Source organism: Chloracidobacterium sp., assembly GCA_016720705.1.
In the GTDB taxonomy this organism is placed as follows: Bacteria; Acidobacteriota; Blastocatellia; order Pyrinomonadales; family Pyrinomonadaceae; genus OLB17.
In genome coordinates this window covers 477,421-494,278 of the sequence record JADKKB010000005.1, presented here as the reverse complement: position 1 = coordinate 494,278, position 16,858 = coordinate 477,421, and the positions used below count along the sequence as shown (strand labels likewise).

Sequence of the window (16,858 nt, the reverse complement as noted above, 5' to 3'; positions counted from 1 at the left end):
GCTTACGGCGTTAATATCTAGTTCGCGAACAACGATAACCGCGAAGATTTAATCAAAGGTTTTTGATGATTTTATGGCTGATTACGACGAAAAAGAAGACTTGATGGATCGCTTGGTCGCCCTCGGCAAGCGAAAGAAATTTCTGAGCATGGACGAACTCCATCGCCAGATTCCCGAAAATATGATGTCCGCCGATGATCTGGAGGACGTACTTGACCGTTTAGAGGGCGCCAATATCTCAGTCGCCGAGACCGACGCACAACTTTTGGAAAATGCGTCGGCCCTCGCACTTGACGAGGATCAGGAAGAGGAAGCAGCCGACGAAGACGATATCGACCTTGATCTTTCGGCGGGAGCTCTCGACAAATCCAACGATCCGGTGCGCCTCTATCTACGTGAAATGGGCGTTGTGCCGCTACTTAACCGTGAAGGCGAAGTCACGATCGCTCAGCGCATCGAGCGAGGCCAGATCAAGACGCATAAGGCGATATCGCGTTCGCCGATCGCAGTCGGGCGCCTGATCAAGATCGCCGAGGATCTGGTCGAAAAGCGTGCAACGATTCGCGAAACCGTAGTCTTTTCGGAACAGGCAGACATCTCGATCGAGGAGGACAAGGCCGAGGAATATATGCGATGGACCCTTGAGGGCATCGGTAATATTGCGGAGCATTTTCACGTTGCCTTAAAAACCTGGACGTCCTTAGTCAACGAGCAGAAAAAGGCGGACGGCAAGAAATCCAAGAAGGTTTTGACTCTCAAGCGTAAGACCGCTCGGTTGCGTCTGGAGATCGCACAGGAGATCAAGCAGCTTAACCTGACCGAAAATTCGAATCAGAAAATGATCGCCGCGATCCGAAAGGTCGTGACCGACATTCAGACCTCGGAAAGGGCGATCAAAAAGGCTAATGAAAAGCTTGAGAAAAAACCCGCAACCGCTGAGAAGAAAGAACTTCTAGCCAAGATTGCCGATGCCAATGCGGCCATCGCTGAGATCGAAGAGAAGTATCATCTTCCCACCGTTGAGATCAAGCGTTCGTACAAAACGATCAGTATCGGCGAATTTGACACCAATAAGGCCAAACGCGAGTTGGTCGAGGCCAATCTGCGACTCGTGGTTTCGATCGCTAAAAAATATACCAACCGCGGCCTGCAGTTCCTCGACCTCATTCAGGAAGGCAATATCGGGCTTATGAAGGCGGTAGATAAGTTTGAATGGCGTCGCGGATATAAGTTTTCGACGTATGCGACGTGGTGGATCCGTCAGGCTATTACCCGTGCGATCGCCGATCAGGCCCGTACGATCCGTATCCCGGTCCATATGATCGAAACGATCAACAAGCTCATTCGGACATCGCGACTTCTCGTGCAGGAACTTGGCCGCGAGCCAACATCCGAGGAGATCGCAAAGCGAATGGACATTCCGGTGTCTAAGGTCCGAAAGGTACTCAAGATCGCTCAGGAACCGATCAGTTTGGAAACGCCGATCGGGGAAGAGGAAGACTCTCACCTGGGCGACTTTATCGAGGATCGATCGATCCTCAACCCGGCAGAATCCGTTACGTTTTCGAATTTGCGTGAGATCACTGACGAGGTTCTAGCAACATTGACGCCACGTGAGGAAAAGGTTATCAAAATGCGTTTCGGCCTCGGTAACACGGGGTCCGAACACACGCTCGAGGAGGTCGGCCAACACTTTGCCGTCACCCGCGAACGAATTCGACAGATCGAGGCAAAAGCCCTCAGAAAGCTACGTCACCCGTCGCGTTCGCGTCGATTAAAAGCGTTTTTGGAAGGAAAGCAGTCCTAACATTTGTAGGATACAATTTGCGATCTGTAATTGCTAAAACGATTACAGATCGCATTTTTCGTTTTTAGTGGATATGCTTTTGAGCTTCCGCAACCGCTTGGTCAAGATCAGTTATTTTGCTGTCAAGTTGCAGTTCATAGACGGCATCCAGGATCTCACGAAAACGCGGAGACGGTGTAAGTCCGAGTTCGATCAAATGCCGCCCCATCAGGATCGGATCGGGAGCTTTCTTCTCAATATCAAGTTCGCGGACTTTTGCGATAAACCACTCTTGAGCCTCCGAGCCAAACCATTTCTCTTTCGGCAGCCAATCTGGATTACGGCCGAGACTATCGGCCTTGGCGACACGATATAGCAAATCAGGTTCGACCTTGCGTGCAAGCCGACGAAAAGCACCGTCGCCAACGGGTGATTTGGCTTTGTAATATTCGCCGGGCTTGAGGTGATAGCGCACAAGCTGGACGACCTGGTTTCGTACGTCAAAGCCGTCCAGCGTGTGGATGCCGAGACGGTCGAGAAATGTGAGCGTCGGCTCAACACCTGCCTCATCGTGTCCACGGGATCGGATCCGCCCGTCGATGAATTCGGTCGTCGGCGGTTTGCCAAAATCGTGAGCGAGCGAGCCAAGCATTACGGCAACCTTTCGCGAATGGTCGAGGTCGTCGATCAGCTTGCGGGCCTCATCGCAAACCATCATCGTATGGAGATCGACGTTGCCCTCAGGATGCCATGCGGGCTCTTGAGGCACGCCTACAAGCGACTGCATCTCGGGGAATATCTTAGCCGTGATGCCGAGATCATAAAGCCACTTGAGCCCGATTGACGGCCTTGCGGAAAGCAATAGAAGCTTTTCGAGTTCGCCCCAGATACGTTCTTTTGGTAGATCGGTTAGATCGATCGCCTTGCAAACCTCGACGGTTTCCGGGTCGAGATCAAACTCAAACCTCGCCGCGAATTGTGCGGCCCGTAGAACTCTCAGGGAATCCTCACCAAAAGTCTCGCTCGAAACCATCCGCAGTTTTTTGCCGCGAATGTCGCCTTGCCCGTCAAACGGATCGACGATCTCACCGGTCAAAATATCACGGAGTATGGCGTTGATCGTGAAATCACGTCGCGAACACGCCTCTTTGAACGACATATCCGGGTCGCCTTCGACGACGAACGCCCGATGGCCTCGACCCTCTTTTCGTTCCCTTCGCGGTAGCGATACGTCAAGATCTGAACCGATCTTATAAACCGCAAACGCCTCACCGACCACGTTGACCTCGCCGAACGAATCGAGTAATCCACGCAACTTCGCAGGCTCGACGCCGTAAACCTCAACATCCCAATCCTTCGGATCGACATCCATCAGTTCGTCGCGTACGCAACCGCCAACAAGCATTGCACGGCCGCCGATCGAACGAATAGCTTCGGCAATATCAGTAATTTTCTTCGGAATATTCGACATAATGCAGACTTCTCATTCTGCATTATCGCCGTACTGGAAATCAAAGGCGGTTTGCTTAAGTACTTTCTCTTTCGAGTGGGATCACGTGAACTGAGGCATCCTTTACTTCGCTTAAAAAGCGGTTAATGATCGAGCCTTTCCAGAATATCTCCCACCGCGATCTTGCCGACTGGCCAAAGATAACGTGAGTGATGCCATTATGGCGAGCAAAGCCGAGCAGTGCATCGGCAACGTTATTGGATTTGAGATGCACGACCCTTGCCCCAAGCGAGGTCGCAAATCGAATATTGTCCTGCAGAGTTGCGTAATTTTCGGGGGAAATGCGTCCCATTTCTTCGTCGGAGGTTTCGACATAGACGGCGATCCAGTCATCATCGGCAAATCGTCCGGCGATACGCGACCCCGTGCGCAGTATCTTCTTAGCGCTTCCGCGAGACGCCATACAAACCATCACCTTTTCAGGGATGACCGCCTGATCGAGGCCTTCTCGTGTCCGGTATTCCTGATCCTGTGTGGACTGAAAATGGGCGACCTGTCGCAGCGAGAGTTCTCGCAAGGCCGCAAGGTTTCCCTTTCGGAAAAAATTATTGAGCGACTGTTCGATCTTTTCGACCGAATAGATCTTCCCTTGACGGAGGCGTGTCCGAAGTGTGTCGATCGATATGTCAACGTCTATTATTTCATCGGCATTCTTAAAAAAGGAGTCCGGTACGGTCTCGCGAACCTGCACATTTGTTGTGCGTGCAATAGCGTCATTAAGAGACTCTATATGCTGAATATTGACCGCAGTGACAACGGAGATCCCGTTTTTTAGTAGTTCGATCACATCCTCGTAGCGCTTATTATTCTTCGAACCTTCAATATTGGTGTGGGCAAGTTCGTCCACGAGCGCAACTGCCGGATGTCGTTCGATCACAGCCGAGATGTCCATCTCTTCGAACGTGTTTCCGCGATATTCTATTTCTTTCAGCGGAATAATTTCGAGATCGCCGATCTGCTCCTCAGTTTCGATACGGCCGTGGGTGTCGACCGTCGCGATAACAACGTCGATGCCCTGTCCCTTCAATTGAGCCGCATCCTGCAACATTCGGTAGGTCTTACCGACCCCCGCCGCGGCACCGATATAGACGCGCAACTTTGCCCGCTCATTCTCTTGCAGGGCTCTGAGCAATTCATCAGCGTTTGGCCGCGTCCCGTCGTGATCCGGCCTTTCAGTCGTATGCGTGTCGACAAATATCACTTTAATTCTTGTCCAAAGCTAGATTTAACAATAGTACGTTTACGCGTGGTTCACCCAGAAACCCGAGTTCACGGCCCTGTGTAAATTGAGCGACAAGCTTTCTCACCTCATTCTCATTCATATTACGCTCTCTTGCGACTCGCGAGACCTGAAAATCGGCAGCAGCGGGTGAAATATGGGGATCTAGGCCGGACGCGCTTGTGGTTACAAGATCGGCCGGAACTTTAGTATTCGGATTATCTGCCTGCATCGATGTCGAATCATCCGCGATCCGGTCGATCATTTTTTTGCTGGTCGGCCCTAAGTTCGAACCACCGGATGCTGCGGCATCGTATCCGTCGCCTGCAACTGACGGTCGCGAACAGAAGTATCGCGGCGAGGTGAATGTTTGTCCGATCAATTCGGAACCAACGATCTTTCCGTCTACCTCGGCGAGTGAACCATTTGCCGCTCTTGGGAACAATCCTTGCGACACGCCCCAAACAGCGAATGGATAAAGGATACCTAGCGAAACTGTCAAAACAAGTATCATTAATACTGATGTTATTAGGTCTTTCATATCTTTATTAGGCTAGGCCTAAAGTAGTGATTATCAAATCGATCAATTTTATGCCAATAAACGGAGCAACGATCCCGCCGAGTCCATACACCAGCAAGTTTCTCTGTAAGAGCGACGACGCCGACATCGGACGGTATTTTACGCCTTTCAACGCAAGCGGTATCAATCCGACGATAACCAAAGCGTTGAATATCACCGCTGAGAGTATTGCGGATTGTGGCGTCTTTAAGCCCATAATGTTAAGTGCACTCAGTACCGGAAAAGTCGCGGCAAACATTGCTGGAATGATCGCAAAATACTTGGCAACATCATTTGATATCGAAAATGTCGTCAATGCTCCGCGGGTAATCAATAGTTGCTTGCCGATCGCAACCACCTCGATCAGTTTGGTCGGATCGCTGTCGAGATCGACCATATTTCCAGCCTCTTTTGCAGCTTGAGTGCCTGTATTCATTGCGACGCCCACATCAGCTTGAGCCAGTGCGGGAGCATCGTTCGTACCGTCGCCGGTCATCGCGACGAGCTTGCCGTCTAACTGTTCGCGTTTGATCAACGCCATTTTATCTTCGGGTGTCGCCTCAGCCAGAAAATCGTCCACGCCGGCCTCGGCAGCGATCGTCGCTGCGGTCATAGGGTTGTCGCCCGTTATCATCACGGTTTTGATGCCCATCTGCCGAAGTTGTAGAAAGCGATCCCGCATTCCGCTCTTGACGATGTCTTTGAGATATATAACGCCAAGAGGAATATGATCGTCCGCCACGACAAGCGGAGTACCTCCTGCTTTTGCGATCCGCTCGACGACCTCGCGAAGTTCTGCCGCCGATTGCGGTGCTTTACCGGCAGTGTATTTTTCGATGGCATCAACCGCACCTTTACGAATCTCACGGCTATCGATATTCACACCGGACATACGGGTCTGTGCGGTAAAGGCAATAAACTCTGCTGAAGTATTTACCGTGAGTTCATGGCAACCGTACTTTTCGCGTGCAAGTATAACGATTGAACGGCCCTCAGGCGTTTCGTCTGCAAGCGAAGACAACTGGGCCGCCTCGGCCAGCAGCTTTTCATCGACGCCTTTGAGCGCGATAAACTCTGACGCCTGACGGTTTCCGAATGTGATCGTTCCCGTTTTGTCTAGCAAAAGCGTATTCACATCGCCCGCCGCCTCGACCGCACGTCCAGACATCGCAAGCACGTTATGCTGCACAAGCCTGTCCATTCCCGCAATACCGATAGCGGACAGCAGGCCGCCGATCGTGGTCGGTATCAAGCACACTAGCAATGAGATCAAAACAAAGATCGTCTGCTCCGCACCGGAATAGATCGCGAATGGCTGCAATGTGACAACCGCAAGTAAAAATATGATGGTCAAGCCGACGAGCAATATGTGCAGAGCGATCTCGTTCGGCGTTTTCTGGCGCGAAGCACCCTCGACCAGAGCGATCATACGATCTATGAATGTCTCGCCCGGATTTGATGTAATTCGCACCTTGATCCAGTCAGATAAAACTCGGGTGCCGCCGGTAACCGCTGACCGATCCCCGCCCGCTTCCCTGATCACGGGTGCAGACTCGCCGGTTATGGCAGATTCATCGACCGAGGCAACGCCCTCGATCACCTCGCCGTCGCCCGGAATGGACTCGCCGGCGATGACCATAACAACGTCGTCTTTGCGCAGGGCCGTAGCGGCGATCGTCTCCGTCGTGCCGTCCGCACGGATGATATTCGCCGCCGATTCGGTCTTCGATCTTCTGAGAGTGTCGGCCTGAGCCTTACCACGGCCCTCGGCCATCGCCTCTGCGAAATTGGCGAACAGCACCGTGAACCATAGCCACAGCGTGATCTGTATCTCAAATAGATGGCCGGCGTTTGCCCCGACGATAATACTCACGATCAGTCGAACCGTCAAAAATGATGCACCAACTTCGACCACGAACATTACCGGATTCTTGAGCATCTTACGCGGATCGAGCTTTCGCACCGATCCGCTGAGTGCCTGTTTGATTATTTTTTTATCCCAAATGGAAATTGCGTTTTTCATTTTGCTTCCTAAAAGGTTTGGCCGGCTGTCATCTGAAAATGCTCAAGTATTGGCGAAAGGCTCAGCACCGGAAAGAACGTCAATGCTCCGAGTATCAGAATGACGCTGACGAGCAGAACGCTGAACAAAGCAGTGTTGACCGGAAATGTGCCGAGGCTTGCGGGGACGAGTTTCTTCCGTGCAAGATTGCCGGCGATAGCAAGCATGGGAATGATCATAAAGAAACGTCCAAGCAACATTGCTGTTCCCAGAGTGGAGTTGTACCACAACGTGTTTGCACTCAGTCCGGCGAAGGCAGAGCCGTTATTTCCCGTTCCCGACGAAAATGCGTACAAGATCTCCGACAATCCGTGTGCGCCCGCGTTGTTTAGCGACGCCAAGCCGAAATCTGGGGCTATTGACGAGATCGCTGCGAATCCCAAAATTGTCAGCGGAAATATCAGCACATACAGCGTCGCCATTTGCACATCGTATGCCTCGATCTTTTTGCCGAGGTATTCCGGGGTGCGTCCTACCATTAAACCTGCCAGAAAGACCGTCAGGATGATCATAATTAGAATGCCGTACATTCCCGCACCCACTCCGCCGAAAATGATCTCGCCTAACTGCATATTTACCATCGGCACGAGTCCACCGATCGGTGTCAGGCTGTCGTGCATCGCATTGACTGCACCGCACGAGGCATCCGTAGTAACCGTTGCGAATAGCGCGGTTCCGGCAATCCCGAAACGCGTCTCTTTTCCTTCAAAGTTACCGCCGACAGCCGATTGGTCGACGTTAGCCGGATACAGGGGGTTTCCATTAGCCTCAGCCCAGTAGAGAGTTGTTACACCGGCGATCAATAGGAACATCATCGCAGCGTAAACCGCCCATCCATGGCCTTTTGACTTAACCATCCGCCCAAGCATATATGTGAAACCCGCAGGAATTATCAAGATCAGCAGCATCTCAACAAAGTTGGTCAAAGGGGTAGGATTCTCAAATGGATGCGCGGAATTTGCGTTGAAAAATCCACCGCCGTTCGTTCCGAGCATCTTAATGGCAAGTTGCGATGCAACCGGCCCTTGGGCGATCGTCTGCGTGTCGATCCGCTTATCCACTTTTACGGGATCGCCGTTCGCGTCCTTTATTACTGCCCCAGCAGCATCTTTTTTATCCACCTGGATCGTTCGAGAGTCAATAAGCGGGATGGTGTCATACGGCTTAAAATTCTGTACAACCCCTTGGGATACAAAAAAAATGGCGGCAAGGAACGAGATTGGCAACAGCACGTATAGCGTGCCGCGAAGCAAATCCGTCCAGAAATTGCCCAGTTTGTCAGTATCAAACCGCGAGATGCCGCGTATGAAAACCACCGCGAGTGCCATTCCGACCGCTGCCGATGCAAAATTCTGAACTGTCAAACCGGCCATTTGGGTGAAATAGCTCATCGTCGATTCCCCGCTGTAGCCTTGCCAATTGGTATTTGTGACAAAGGATACTGCGGTGTTGAACGATGAGTCCGGCGATGGTCCCGCTAATGCCTGAGGATTGAATGGCAAAAACGACTGCATTCGCTGGATCGCATAGACTGCGATCGTCGAAACCATACTAAACAGCAGCATCGCCACGCCATATTGCTTCCAATTCATCTCGCTCCCCGCATCAACGCGCGTGAGCCAGTAGAACGCACGTTCGATCGGTTGCAAAAAAGTTGTCTCGCCCGAGTAAACTCGCGTCAGATAGATACCGACCGGTTTGGTCAGTATAGTCAGAACCAGGAGGAAAGCAATGATCTGTAATATTCCGTTGAAAGTCATTATAAATCCTTAGAATTTCTCGGGCCGCAGGAGTGCGTACACGAGATAAACGAGCAAAATTGCCGAGCAGACAACTGCAAATATCGTCTCCGTATTCATTACCTATCTCCTTTCGACAGCCGCGAGCAAAAGGCAATATAGCCGATCGCTGCAGCGAAAAATGTCAGAATTGCCGTGATAAAGATGAAGTCGCTCATATATTTCAGTTAAGGTTGTAGCCGATCTCGAACAGGAAGTAATGATTGCCCAGTCGAGTGTTTGCATTGCCAATCGAATATGCCCAGTACGTGGTTATTTTCGGTGTCGGCCTGTAAGTTAAGCCGGGAGTAAAATAGCCGCCCGAGTGTTTGCCCGTTACCCAATCAGCGGCGATCGAGACCCTTTTATCTATAGTCTGTTCGACCCCGAACTGGCCACCCGCTCGGACCGCGTTTGTTGCAAATACGTTCTTGCTCGCGACGTATCCACCGGCAGTCAGACGCGTTTTATTGATCGTCTTGCTGACCGTGAAATATGAATAGCTGCCGATGTTATAGTCACGATTGCGAATCGGAATAAATAGATTTGTTCCCGCGGCCACAGCGACGCCCTTTTTCTTGTTTTCATAAAACTTCCACTTGACCGTCGGCACAAGAGTCGTCGAGTCCCTACCGGGTTGTACGTTGCCGGTCACGTTCAAGCCCACCTCGACATTACCGCCTACGCCGACAATGACGCGCGGCACAAAGCTCGAAAACCGTCCAAGTGCGGCTTGTGCATTCGGTTTGAACAAAGCATCAAACTCGACATAGACCTGACCGTGACCCAAAACGTCGATCGTCGGCACATTAAATATGGTCTGCTGACCACTGATCAATGTGGCTGTTCCGAAAAAGGCAGCCGCGAACAATATGAACTTAGTCATTTTTCTCCTCGATGGCGTCTATAAATATCGAACCGATCAGGATCATTGGGATTGCAACGACCAACAATGCGGTTCCGACTCTATCGAACATTGCGTCGACGGCCGCCAGGCTATGTAATAGGAAGAATACGATTCCGACAAATAATGCCGAGATACCGCCGAAAACACCAAAGATGGCGAGGATCGAAAAGACGACGGGCCGCAAACGAGTGTTCGACCTTGGCCGCCGCCGTGATCCTGTCAGATCTGTATTGCCTACAAATGCTGAGCTTCGACCGATTTCGCTTTTCATCTCACTATCTCCTTGCAAGCCGTAATTGGCTTTACAAGTATGAGATTAGCGAGTCTCTGCTAAGGGATAAGTAAGGGGTTTATAAAAAGTTCGTAAAGATGTAAAAAATCCGACGGCTAACGCTGGCGGTTATGACTTGATGTGAGAAATCGATAGCCGACCCACGGTTCGGTGGTGATGTATTTAGGCTGCGAGGGGTCGACCTCGATCTTTTTGCGGAGTTGGCCGACGAAAACACGGAGATACTCGGTCTGCTCAGTAAAATTGCCGCCCCAGATCGCCGCCAGGATGGCGCGGTGAGTGATCACCTTATCGCGATTGCGGAACAGAAATACGAGCAGATCAAATTCCTTGGGAGTGAGATGAATCTCCGCTTCGCGAACATTGACATTGTGCATGGCGACATCGATGCTGAAATCGCCGTCATTGAGAGTTGCGAGTTCGTCATCGACCGACGTAGTATTCCTGCGGAGCGATGCTCGGACGCGTGCAAGCAACTCCTCGATACCGAACGGCTTGGTAATATAGTCGTCCGCCCCGGCGTCGAGAGCCTGAACCTTGGTCTTTTCCTCCCCGCGAACTGAGAGGACGATCACCGGCAGGGTTGACACTTTGCGAATCTCCCGGCAAAGCCCAATGCCGTCCATTTCCGGCATTTGAAGGTCAGTAATTATCAGGTCGGGGTGCCAATCGTGGAAAGTTTCGAGGGCTGAAACGCCATCCGCCGCCGTTCGCACATCATAGCGATGAGCCGTCAGAGAATGCCGCAGCACACGCGTGATCTGCGATTCGTCGTCAACTATAAGGATCTTTTTGTTCTCGCTCATTCCTCTCCGATGGGCAGTGTCAGAATAATCTTTGTCCCTTTGCCGTTGTCCCCCGATCTGATCTGGATCGCTCCGTTCTGGGCTTCGACGATGCCGCGGGCAATCGCAAGACCGAGCCCCAATCCGCCCACTACATCGTCATCAAGTCGGACAAATTTCTCAAAAACACGCTCCCGCATCTCCGGCGGTATTCCTCGCCCATCGTCCATTACCGATATCAAAACACTGTTGCCGTGCAAAGCGGCAGTGATCGTTATACAGGTTTCCGCTGGCGAGTATTTTGCCGCGTTCTCAACCAAATTGTAAACCACCTCCGCGATCGCACGAGCGTCAACGCGTATCAGCGGCAACTCATTTTCGAGGTTTACGATCAGATGATGATCGACCAGCAGCGGTTCTGCACGTTCGAGGGCGATAGTTATGATCTCCTCAATGCTCGACAGTGTCCCGGTTGCGGCGGCAGAACCTGCCTCGATACGTGCAAGTTGCATCATTCCTTCGATAAATCCGTTAAGCCGGTCAGTCTCTTCATTTATTATTTCCAGAAACTCTTGACGGCCCTCGCTGTTCAATTCGATCGTGCGATGTCCGCCTTCGCTGTCCAGTAGAGTTGTGACTGATGCCTTTATGGCAGTCAGAGGGGTTCGCAGATCGTGCGTCACGGCGTCTAGAAGCGCTGATTTAAGCTTTTCGCTTTGCCGAAAGGCTTCTGCTTGTGTAGCTGTCTTGAACGCCGTCTGTAACGCCGCATAAAGACGTTCCGACTCATTGGCACGGCGGCGTGCATATGCCGACAATTCGCCGGCGACTATCGCTGTTATTGTGAACGCAGCCCAAGCGACCAGATTTTGTGGGTCGGAGATCGTCAAGGTCTGGACAGGCGGGATAAAGAAATAGTTAAAGCAAAGCATCGCTACGAATGATGCAAGCAATGCTGGGTTTCGTCCAAAGAAAGTCGCTGACGACAATACGGCCAATAAGAGCGATAGAGCCACCGTCGTCGAGTTGATCTCGTCCGAGACAAGGTCGAGGAAAAGCGTAACAACCAACACCGCCGACACGGACACCCCGAACCCAACGAATTTTGAATGAAAAATGTTTTCCCGATGCATCACAAACCAAAACTGAATTCTGACCCAGTTTATAGCCAAATACAAAGCGGCATAACGGTGTCACGTCAGCACGTCGGCCAGAGTGTTTGTCCGCAATCGATTCGATTTCCCGTTATGCTTTTACCGTAGCCTTTTTGACAAGTACGACTCGAGTCCGCCGACCGGGACTCTCTCCTGCTCCCAAGTGTCGCGGTTACGGACGGTGACGGCATTGTCTTCGAGTGATTCGTGATCGACCGTGACGCAGAACGGCGTTCCGATCTCGTCCTGCCGGGCGTACAGCTTTCCGATGCCGCCTGTGTCGTCGTAGACTGCCCTCATTGATGGCTGCAGGTCGCGTTTGAGCTGCTTTGCGAGTGTCACAATGCCCTCATTATTCTTAGCGAGCGGCAACACGGCAACCTTGATCGGGGCGAGTGACGGTTTTAGTTTGAGAATAACCCGAACTTCACCCTTGTCGTTAGTTTTTTCAGTGTAGGCATCCATCATCACCGCCAGCAGCGTCCGGTTGACGCCGATCGAGGGCTCTATGCAATAGGGATAAAACCGCTCGTTAGTCTGCGGGTCAAAATATGACAGGTCCTCGGTCGAATCCGAATTTATTCGCTTTCCTTCAGCGTCCGCAGGCTTTTTCGAATGCACCCGAAGGTCGTAGTCGGTTCGATTGGCGATACCTAGTAACTCGTCAAACTGCTTCTCTTCGTCTTCACGCTCCGGGAAAAATCGATAAAGGAAATCGACGGTTCGATCAGAATAATGGGCAAGCTCCTTCGGGGTCTGTTCGTAGTGTTTGATATTGTCGCGGGAAATGCCGAGCGTGCCGAGCCATTCGTCGTAGCTATCGATCCATTCCTGATGAATTCGCGGTGCATCCTCCGGACGGCAAAAATACTCGACCTCCATCTGCTCGAATTCACGCGTACGGAAGATGAAATTGCCGGGCGTAACTTCATTGCGAAATGCCTTACCGATCTGAGCAATGCCGAAAGGTAATTTGCGTCGCGATGTATTCAGAACATTGGCGAAGTTGATAAATATGCCCTGAGCAGTCTCGGGCCGCAAATATGCGAGTGCCGACGGATCATCCTCGGCCGAGGCGGCGCCGACAGTGGTGCGAAACATCAGGTTAAAATCCTTTGGGTCAGTCAGATTTTTCTTGCCGCAGTTCGAACACATTGCCTTATCGTCGGCCGGATCGACATCCAATTTGTCCAGGCGCAACCTTGCGTTGCAATCGCGGCAGTCGACCAGCGGATCGCTAAATGTGGTCTCGTGACCGCTGTATTTCCAGACGTTTCGATTCTGAATGATGGACGAATCTACACCCTCGATATCGTCGCGCTCGTAAACGATCCAACTCCACCAACTTTTCTTGATATTATTGGCAAGTTCGACGCCGAGTTGGCCGTAATCCCACGATGACCCAAGACCGCCGTAGATGTCCGACGCCGGAAAGACAAATCCGCGGCGTTTTGAAAGTGAGACTATAGTTTCGATATTTGGTGCTGACATATTGGTTGTAAAGAAGTGATTTTACAACCTAAGGCTTGTACCTCAAAAACTACATTAATGATTTCAGACAATTCACAACGACGCGTCGTTGCTTCCCGCCATCGCTACAGATATCATTTGGATGATTTCGGCTTAACAAGCCTAAGATTCCATTTAACAGTATAGCGGCCGCTGGTATCGTCGCCGGTAGTGGTGGTTCCACTCAGGACGTCAGGATTCTTAGGATCGAATTCGCCTATGACCTCTCCATTTCCATCCTTGAGATACTCCTCGCTACCCGGCCCTGCATCACCGGTCGAGACCGCCGAACTTGGTTTTGCATCGAAACACGCGACACCTGTCGCGGTAATCTCACGCTTGGATGTGGCCTTCACCGCCGGATATTTCACTGAAATCTTATACGTGCCGTTTGAACGATTAATCGTCACCCAAACCGTCTCAACAGAGCTTGCTTCCCCCTGATCTGTACCAATTTCGCTTTCTTTGTTGACAAGCCTCTTCCAGTAGGAATTGGCGTTGGGCGGCCGACACCACGTTGCAATGTTCTCGTTCACGATGTGTTGGTCGGTATGTTTGAAACGATGGATAACCGTGGCCGACGACTTATTAGGATCCTCACCTCCTTTTCCGTTGAGAATTGCCTGAATGGTGTTTTCTGTCATCCAGGTTGAGAGATAGGACCGTGTATTCACTCCCTTATCTCCACCGGGAGATCTTTCATCTTTTTGCTCTCTGGTTTCGTATTTGTAAGTGAAAGTGATCGTTCCGGACCAATGGGGCGTACATTTCCCCTTAAATAGACCGGAGATGTCCTGCATCAACTGCTTTTCGAGACCCAACATTACATCCACCAACGCTTCGCCGCTTGCCGGCTCTCCGCTTCGGCGGACGACTGCCCGCCCAGTACGTGTGTCCATAACCACCACGTTTAGGTAGGTTTTGCCATTTTCCATCGTTGTCCCTCTGACAACGATGATGTAATCTGCCCCGATCGAAGACGCAACATTCTCTAGAATTGCATCGTCCGCATCCCCACTGAGCAGTTGGCGTTGACGCTCATTATCCAAAATCGCCACCACGCTATCCATATCCATCTGATCGACGCACGGGAATTTATCCAAGATCCCCTTGCCGATCCACGCTTCTAGATGGACGGCGGCCGTCTTGGCCTCGCTTCCGCCCTTCCCAAAGCTATAGCTGAATACTGACGAGCCTGTTGCTTGCGCCGCAACAACGCCCGCGAGCGTCAAAATGAGTCCGATTGACCGTAGTATAGATCGCATATGCCACCTCCGTTGGTACCAAACCGTCGTGCAAAACAATAAGCGAAAAAGTAATCCCTATCATCTTTCGCGCAATTAGCGTGCCGCTTTGGAGCAACACATCAAGTGGCATTAATGCTCGACTTTACGACAGCATAGTTTAGGAAAACGTGGAATATCACACATTGGCAAGGATATTCTCGCGGCATCTTTCAAACGGAAAAAAAGGGCACACCGTCAAGGTGCACCCTATTTACTTACTACTTTTTATTCAGTTATTGGATAACCGGCAGTATCGCTGACGGCGGCACGATGTAGATCTGATATGTCGATCTGGCTCGGTCGCTGCCCTTTTGCAATATGATCCGACGCGGGTCGATCCCTCTTGATTTGACAAGGTAATCGAGTGCCCGTTTCGACAAACGATCATAGGTATTTCGAGTCATACTCGCACGGTCAGTGCCCTGATAGATGTAGATGTAAAGCTGAGCATCCGGGATGTTCTGAACCTGGATCGAGCAATTGTCGAGACGAGCCTTGTCATCGTCGGCCGTACGCGATTCAAATTCATCACAGAGGATGTATTTCAATGGTTCATCGGGCTTTCGCGGAGTTACATCCGTCGGAACCGAGATGACCTGACGGCATTTATTATCATAAACGTCATCGTTTACATCGAGTTCAGCATTGATCGTCCGACCGCCAAGTCCCGTCGAATCGACTGTGATTGTCGGCGTTCCCTGACCATCGACTTTCATCGTGCCCGGCGATACCGTCCAAGCGTACCGAATCGGTACAGGTGCCGAACCGGTATTGACGGCGGCAAATGTCACAAGGTCACCCTCATTTACCCGATCGGGTCCACCAAGTTGGAAATTGTATGGACAGGGCCGGCTAATGGTCTCACGAACGATCTTAAGACAAACACAATGTTTCTGGCCGCGTCTTATCTCGATCTGACTCTTCCATATCTTTCCGTTTGGCCCTAAAACCTCGACCGTATGAGTGCCCGGTGTAAGATAATATTCCGCCGGTGTCCCGACGCCGGTCATTCCGCGTTCGACTCCGTCGATCTTTACCGGAAATGCTTCTTCCGTTGTACGAATACTCAAAGTACCGGCATCCTTCGGACGCTTCTTGCCGCTATCGTCAGCCGAGGCAAACGCCGTCGAAATTCCGATCGTCAGCATTAGGCCGACAATTAATAAAAAACTATATCGAGTAACACGCATCTTAATTTCCCCTGATCTTTTGGCCGGATTGTTTTGTTCCACCCGGCAGCGGCTCTTGTGCCGCAAATCCCTTAATCGAGCTTATTTACCTTCTTCTTCGCCCTTTTTCTTCTTACCGAATTTCCGTCGAGCGGCCAAACCGATCGATGCCAATCCTGTTCCAAACAGCAAGATCGTAACCGGCTCAGGAACTGGCTCCGGCGGAGTCGGCGTCGGTGTGACGGTCGGTGTCGGTGTCGGTGTGACGGTCGGCGTCGGAGTTGGCGTCGGCGTGGTCGGCGTCGGCTCATCCTTTTTACGCTTGATCAGGATCAGTGCAACCGGTATCGCTGCTAATCCGAGAAGAGCCCACTTCGGAAACTTGCTGACCACTTCAGGTTCGACACAATCGCACACATCGTCTTCGACAATGTCCGTTTTGGTCTCGGTAATGACGCGGCCATCCTGTTTAGTTATGCCTGCCTTTTTGTCATCATCGCCATCGTCGCCTACCACAAATCCGTCGTAATAGTTGACGAGCCGTATCCGCGTAAAGCTACTTGTCTCAGCCTTACCCGGTGTCGGATTCATAATCTGTACGACCTGATCAAAACGAACAGGGCCAGCCTCGACCTTGACGAATGTGGCTACGATCGACATCAAGCAGATCACAGACAGCATTGCCCTAAGATTATTTTTCTTCATTCTCATAACTAAACCAAAAAAAGAGTTCGCGCAAAAGAAATGTACTTTCACTGTACGATTGGCACTCGCAGTGTAAAACAGGATTTCGGGGCAGTTCTAGAAACATATCAAAAACGGCAGGCAAATGCACGTATAAT

At 51.2% G+C, this 16,858-nt stretch carries 15 protein-coding genes; 1 reads left to right on the top strand and 14 read right to left on the bottom strand.

The annotated features are described in order from the left end of the window. The first annotated feature begins 73 nt into the window (after positions 1-73). Positions 74-1,807 (top strand): RNA polymerase sigma factor RpoD, encoded by a 1,734-nt coding sequence (rpoD, locus tag IPQ00_05520; protein MBL0240022.1) that lies wholly within the window; start codon positions 74-76, stop codon positions 1,805-1,807. 64 nt (positions 1,808-1,871) lie between these two features. On the opposite strand, the gene IPQ00_05515 is transcribed toward rpoD, so the two are convergent. The 14 genes from IPQ00_05515 to IPQ00_05450 form a co-directional block, all read right to left on the bottom strand. Beyond that, positions 1,872-3,257, bottom strand: a complete 1,386-nt coding sequence (locus tag IPQ00_05515) for an HD domain-containing protein (protein MBL0240021.1) — start codon at positions 3,255-3,257, stop codon at positions 1,872-1,874. 55 nt (positions 3,258-3,312) lie between these two features. Continuing rightward, the gene (locus tag IPQ00_05510) at positions 3,313-4,428 is read right to left on the bottom strand and encodes a histidine kinase (GenBank protein MBL0240020.1); all 1,116 of its coding nucleotides are present in this window, start codon (positions 4,426-4,428) and stop codon (positions 3,313-3,315) included. Positions 4,429-4,498: 70 nt separating this feature from the next. Next, positions 4,499-5,056 carry a potassium-transporting ATPase subunit KdpC gene (kdpC, locus tag IPQ00_05505; protein ID MBL0240019.1) on the bottom strand — a complete coding sequence of 186 codons (558 nt, stop codon included), beginning with the start codon at positions 5,054-5,056 and terminating at the stop codon, positions 4,499-4,501. A 7-nt stretch (positions 5,057-5,063) separates the two neighbouring features. Further along, the gene (gene kdpB, locus IPQ00_05500) at positions 5,064-7,097 is read right to left on the bottom strand and encodes a potassium-transporting ATPase subunit KdpB (GenBank protein MBL0240018.1); all 2,034 of its coding nucleotides are present in this window, start codon (positions 7,095-7,097) and stop codon (positions 5,064-5,066) included. A gap of 8 nt (positions 7,098-7,105) precedes the next feature. After that, complete coding sequence (gene kdpA, locus IPQ00_05495; GenBank protein ID MBL0240017.1) at positions 7,106-8,896, bottom strand: potassium-transporting ATPase subunit KdpA; 1,791 nt, start codon at positions 8,894-8,896, stop codon at positions 7,106-7,108. A 9-nt stretch (positions 8,897-8,905) separates the two neighbouring features. Beyond that, on the bottom strand, positions 8,906-8,995 hold the full coding sequence (gene kdpF, locus IPQ00_05490) for a K(+)-transporting ATPase subunit F (GenBank protein ID MBL0240016.1): 90 nt from the start codon (positions 8,993-8,995) through the stop codon (positions 8,906-8,908). A gap of 103 nt (positions 8,996-9,098) precedes the next feature. Further along, on the bottom strand, positions 9,099-9,800 hold the full coding sequence (locus tag IPQ00_05485; protein MBL0240015.1) for a hypothetical protein: 702 nt from the start codon (positions 9,798-9,800) through the stop codon (positions 9,099-9,101). Beyond that, positions 9,793-10,092 (bottom strand): hypothetical protein, encoded by a 300-nt coding sequence (locus IPQ00_05480; GenBank protein ID MBL0240014.1) that lies wholly within the window; start codon positions 10,090-10,092, stop codon positions 9,793-9,795. The genes IPQ00_05485 and IPQ00_05480 overlap by 8 nt, the downstream gene beginning before the upstream one ends. A 116-nt stretch (positions 10,093-10,208) precedes the next feature. Further along, entirely contained in the window at positions 10,209-10,919 is a 711-nt protein-coding gene (locus IPQ00_05475; protein MBL0240013.1) for a response regulator transcription factor, read from the bottom strand. Further along, on the bottom strand, positions 10,916-12,034 hold the full coding sequence (locus IPQ00_05470; protein MBL0240012.1) for a DUF4118 domain-containing protein: 1,119 nt from the start codon (positions 12,032-12,034) through the stop codon (positions 10,916-10,918). Before IPQ00_05470 ends, IPQ00_05475 begins: the two co-directional genes overlap by 4 nt. A 117-nt stretch (positions 12,035-12,151) precedes the next feature. Continuing rightward, positions 12,152-13,543 (bottom strand): glycine--tRNA ligase, encoded by a 1,392-nt coding sequence (locus IPQ00_05465; GenBank protein ID MBL0240011.1) that lies wholly within the window; start codon positions 13,541-13,543, stop codon positions 12,152-12,154. A gap of 113 nt (positions 13,544-13,656) precedes the next feature. Further along, positions 13,657-14,826 (bottom strand): hypothetical protein, encoded by a 1,170-nt coding sequence (locus IPQ00_05460; GenBank protein MBL0240010.1) that lies wholly within the window; start codon positions 14,824-14,826, stop codon positions 13,657-13,659. A 254-nt stretch (positions 14,827-15,080) separates the two neighbouring features. Beyond that, a complete protein-coding gene (locus tag IPQ00_05455; GenBank protein ID MBL0240009.1) occupies positions 15,081-16,037 on the bottom strand; it encodes a PEGA domain-containing protein in 957 nt (318 codons plus the stop codon). Positions 16,038-16,118: 81 nt separating this feature from the next. Further along, positions 16,119-16,721 carry a PEP-CTERM sorting domain-containing protein gene (locus IPQ00_05450; GenBank protein MBL0240008.1) on the bottom strand — a complete coding sequence of 201 codons (603 nt, stop codon included), beginning with the start codon at positions 16,719-16,721 and terminating at the stop codon, positions 16,119-16,121. Between the last annotated feature and the right edge of the window lie 137 nt (positions 16,722-16,858).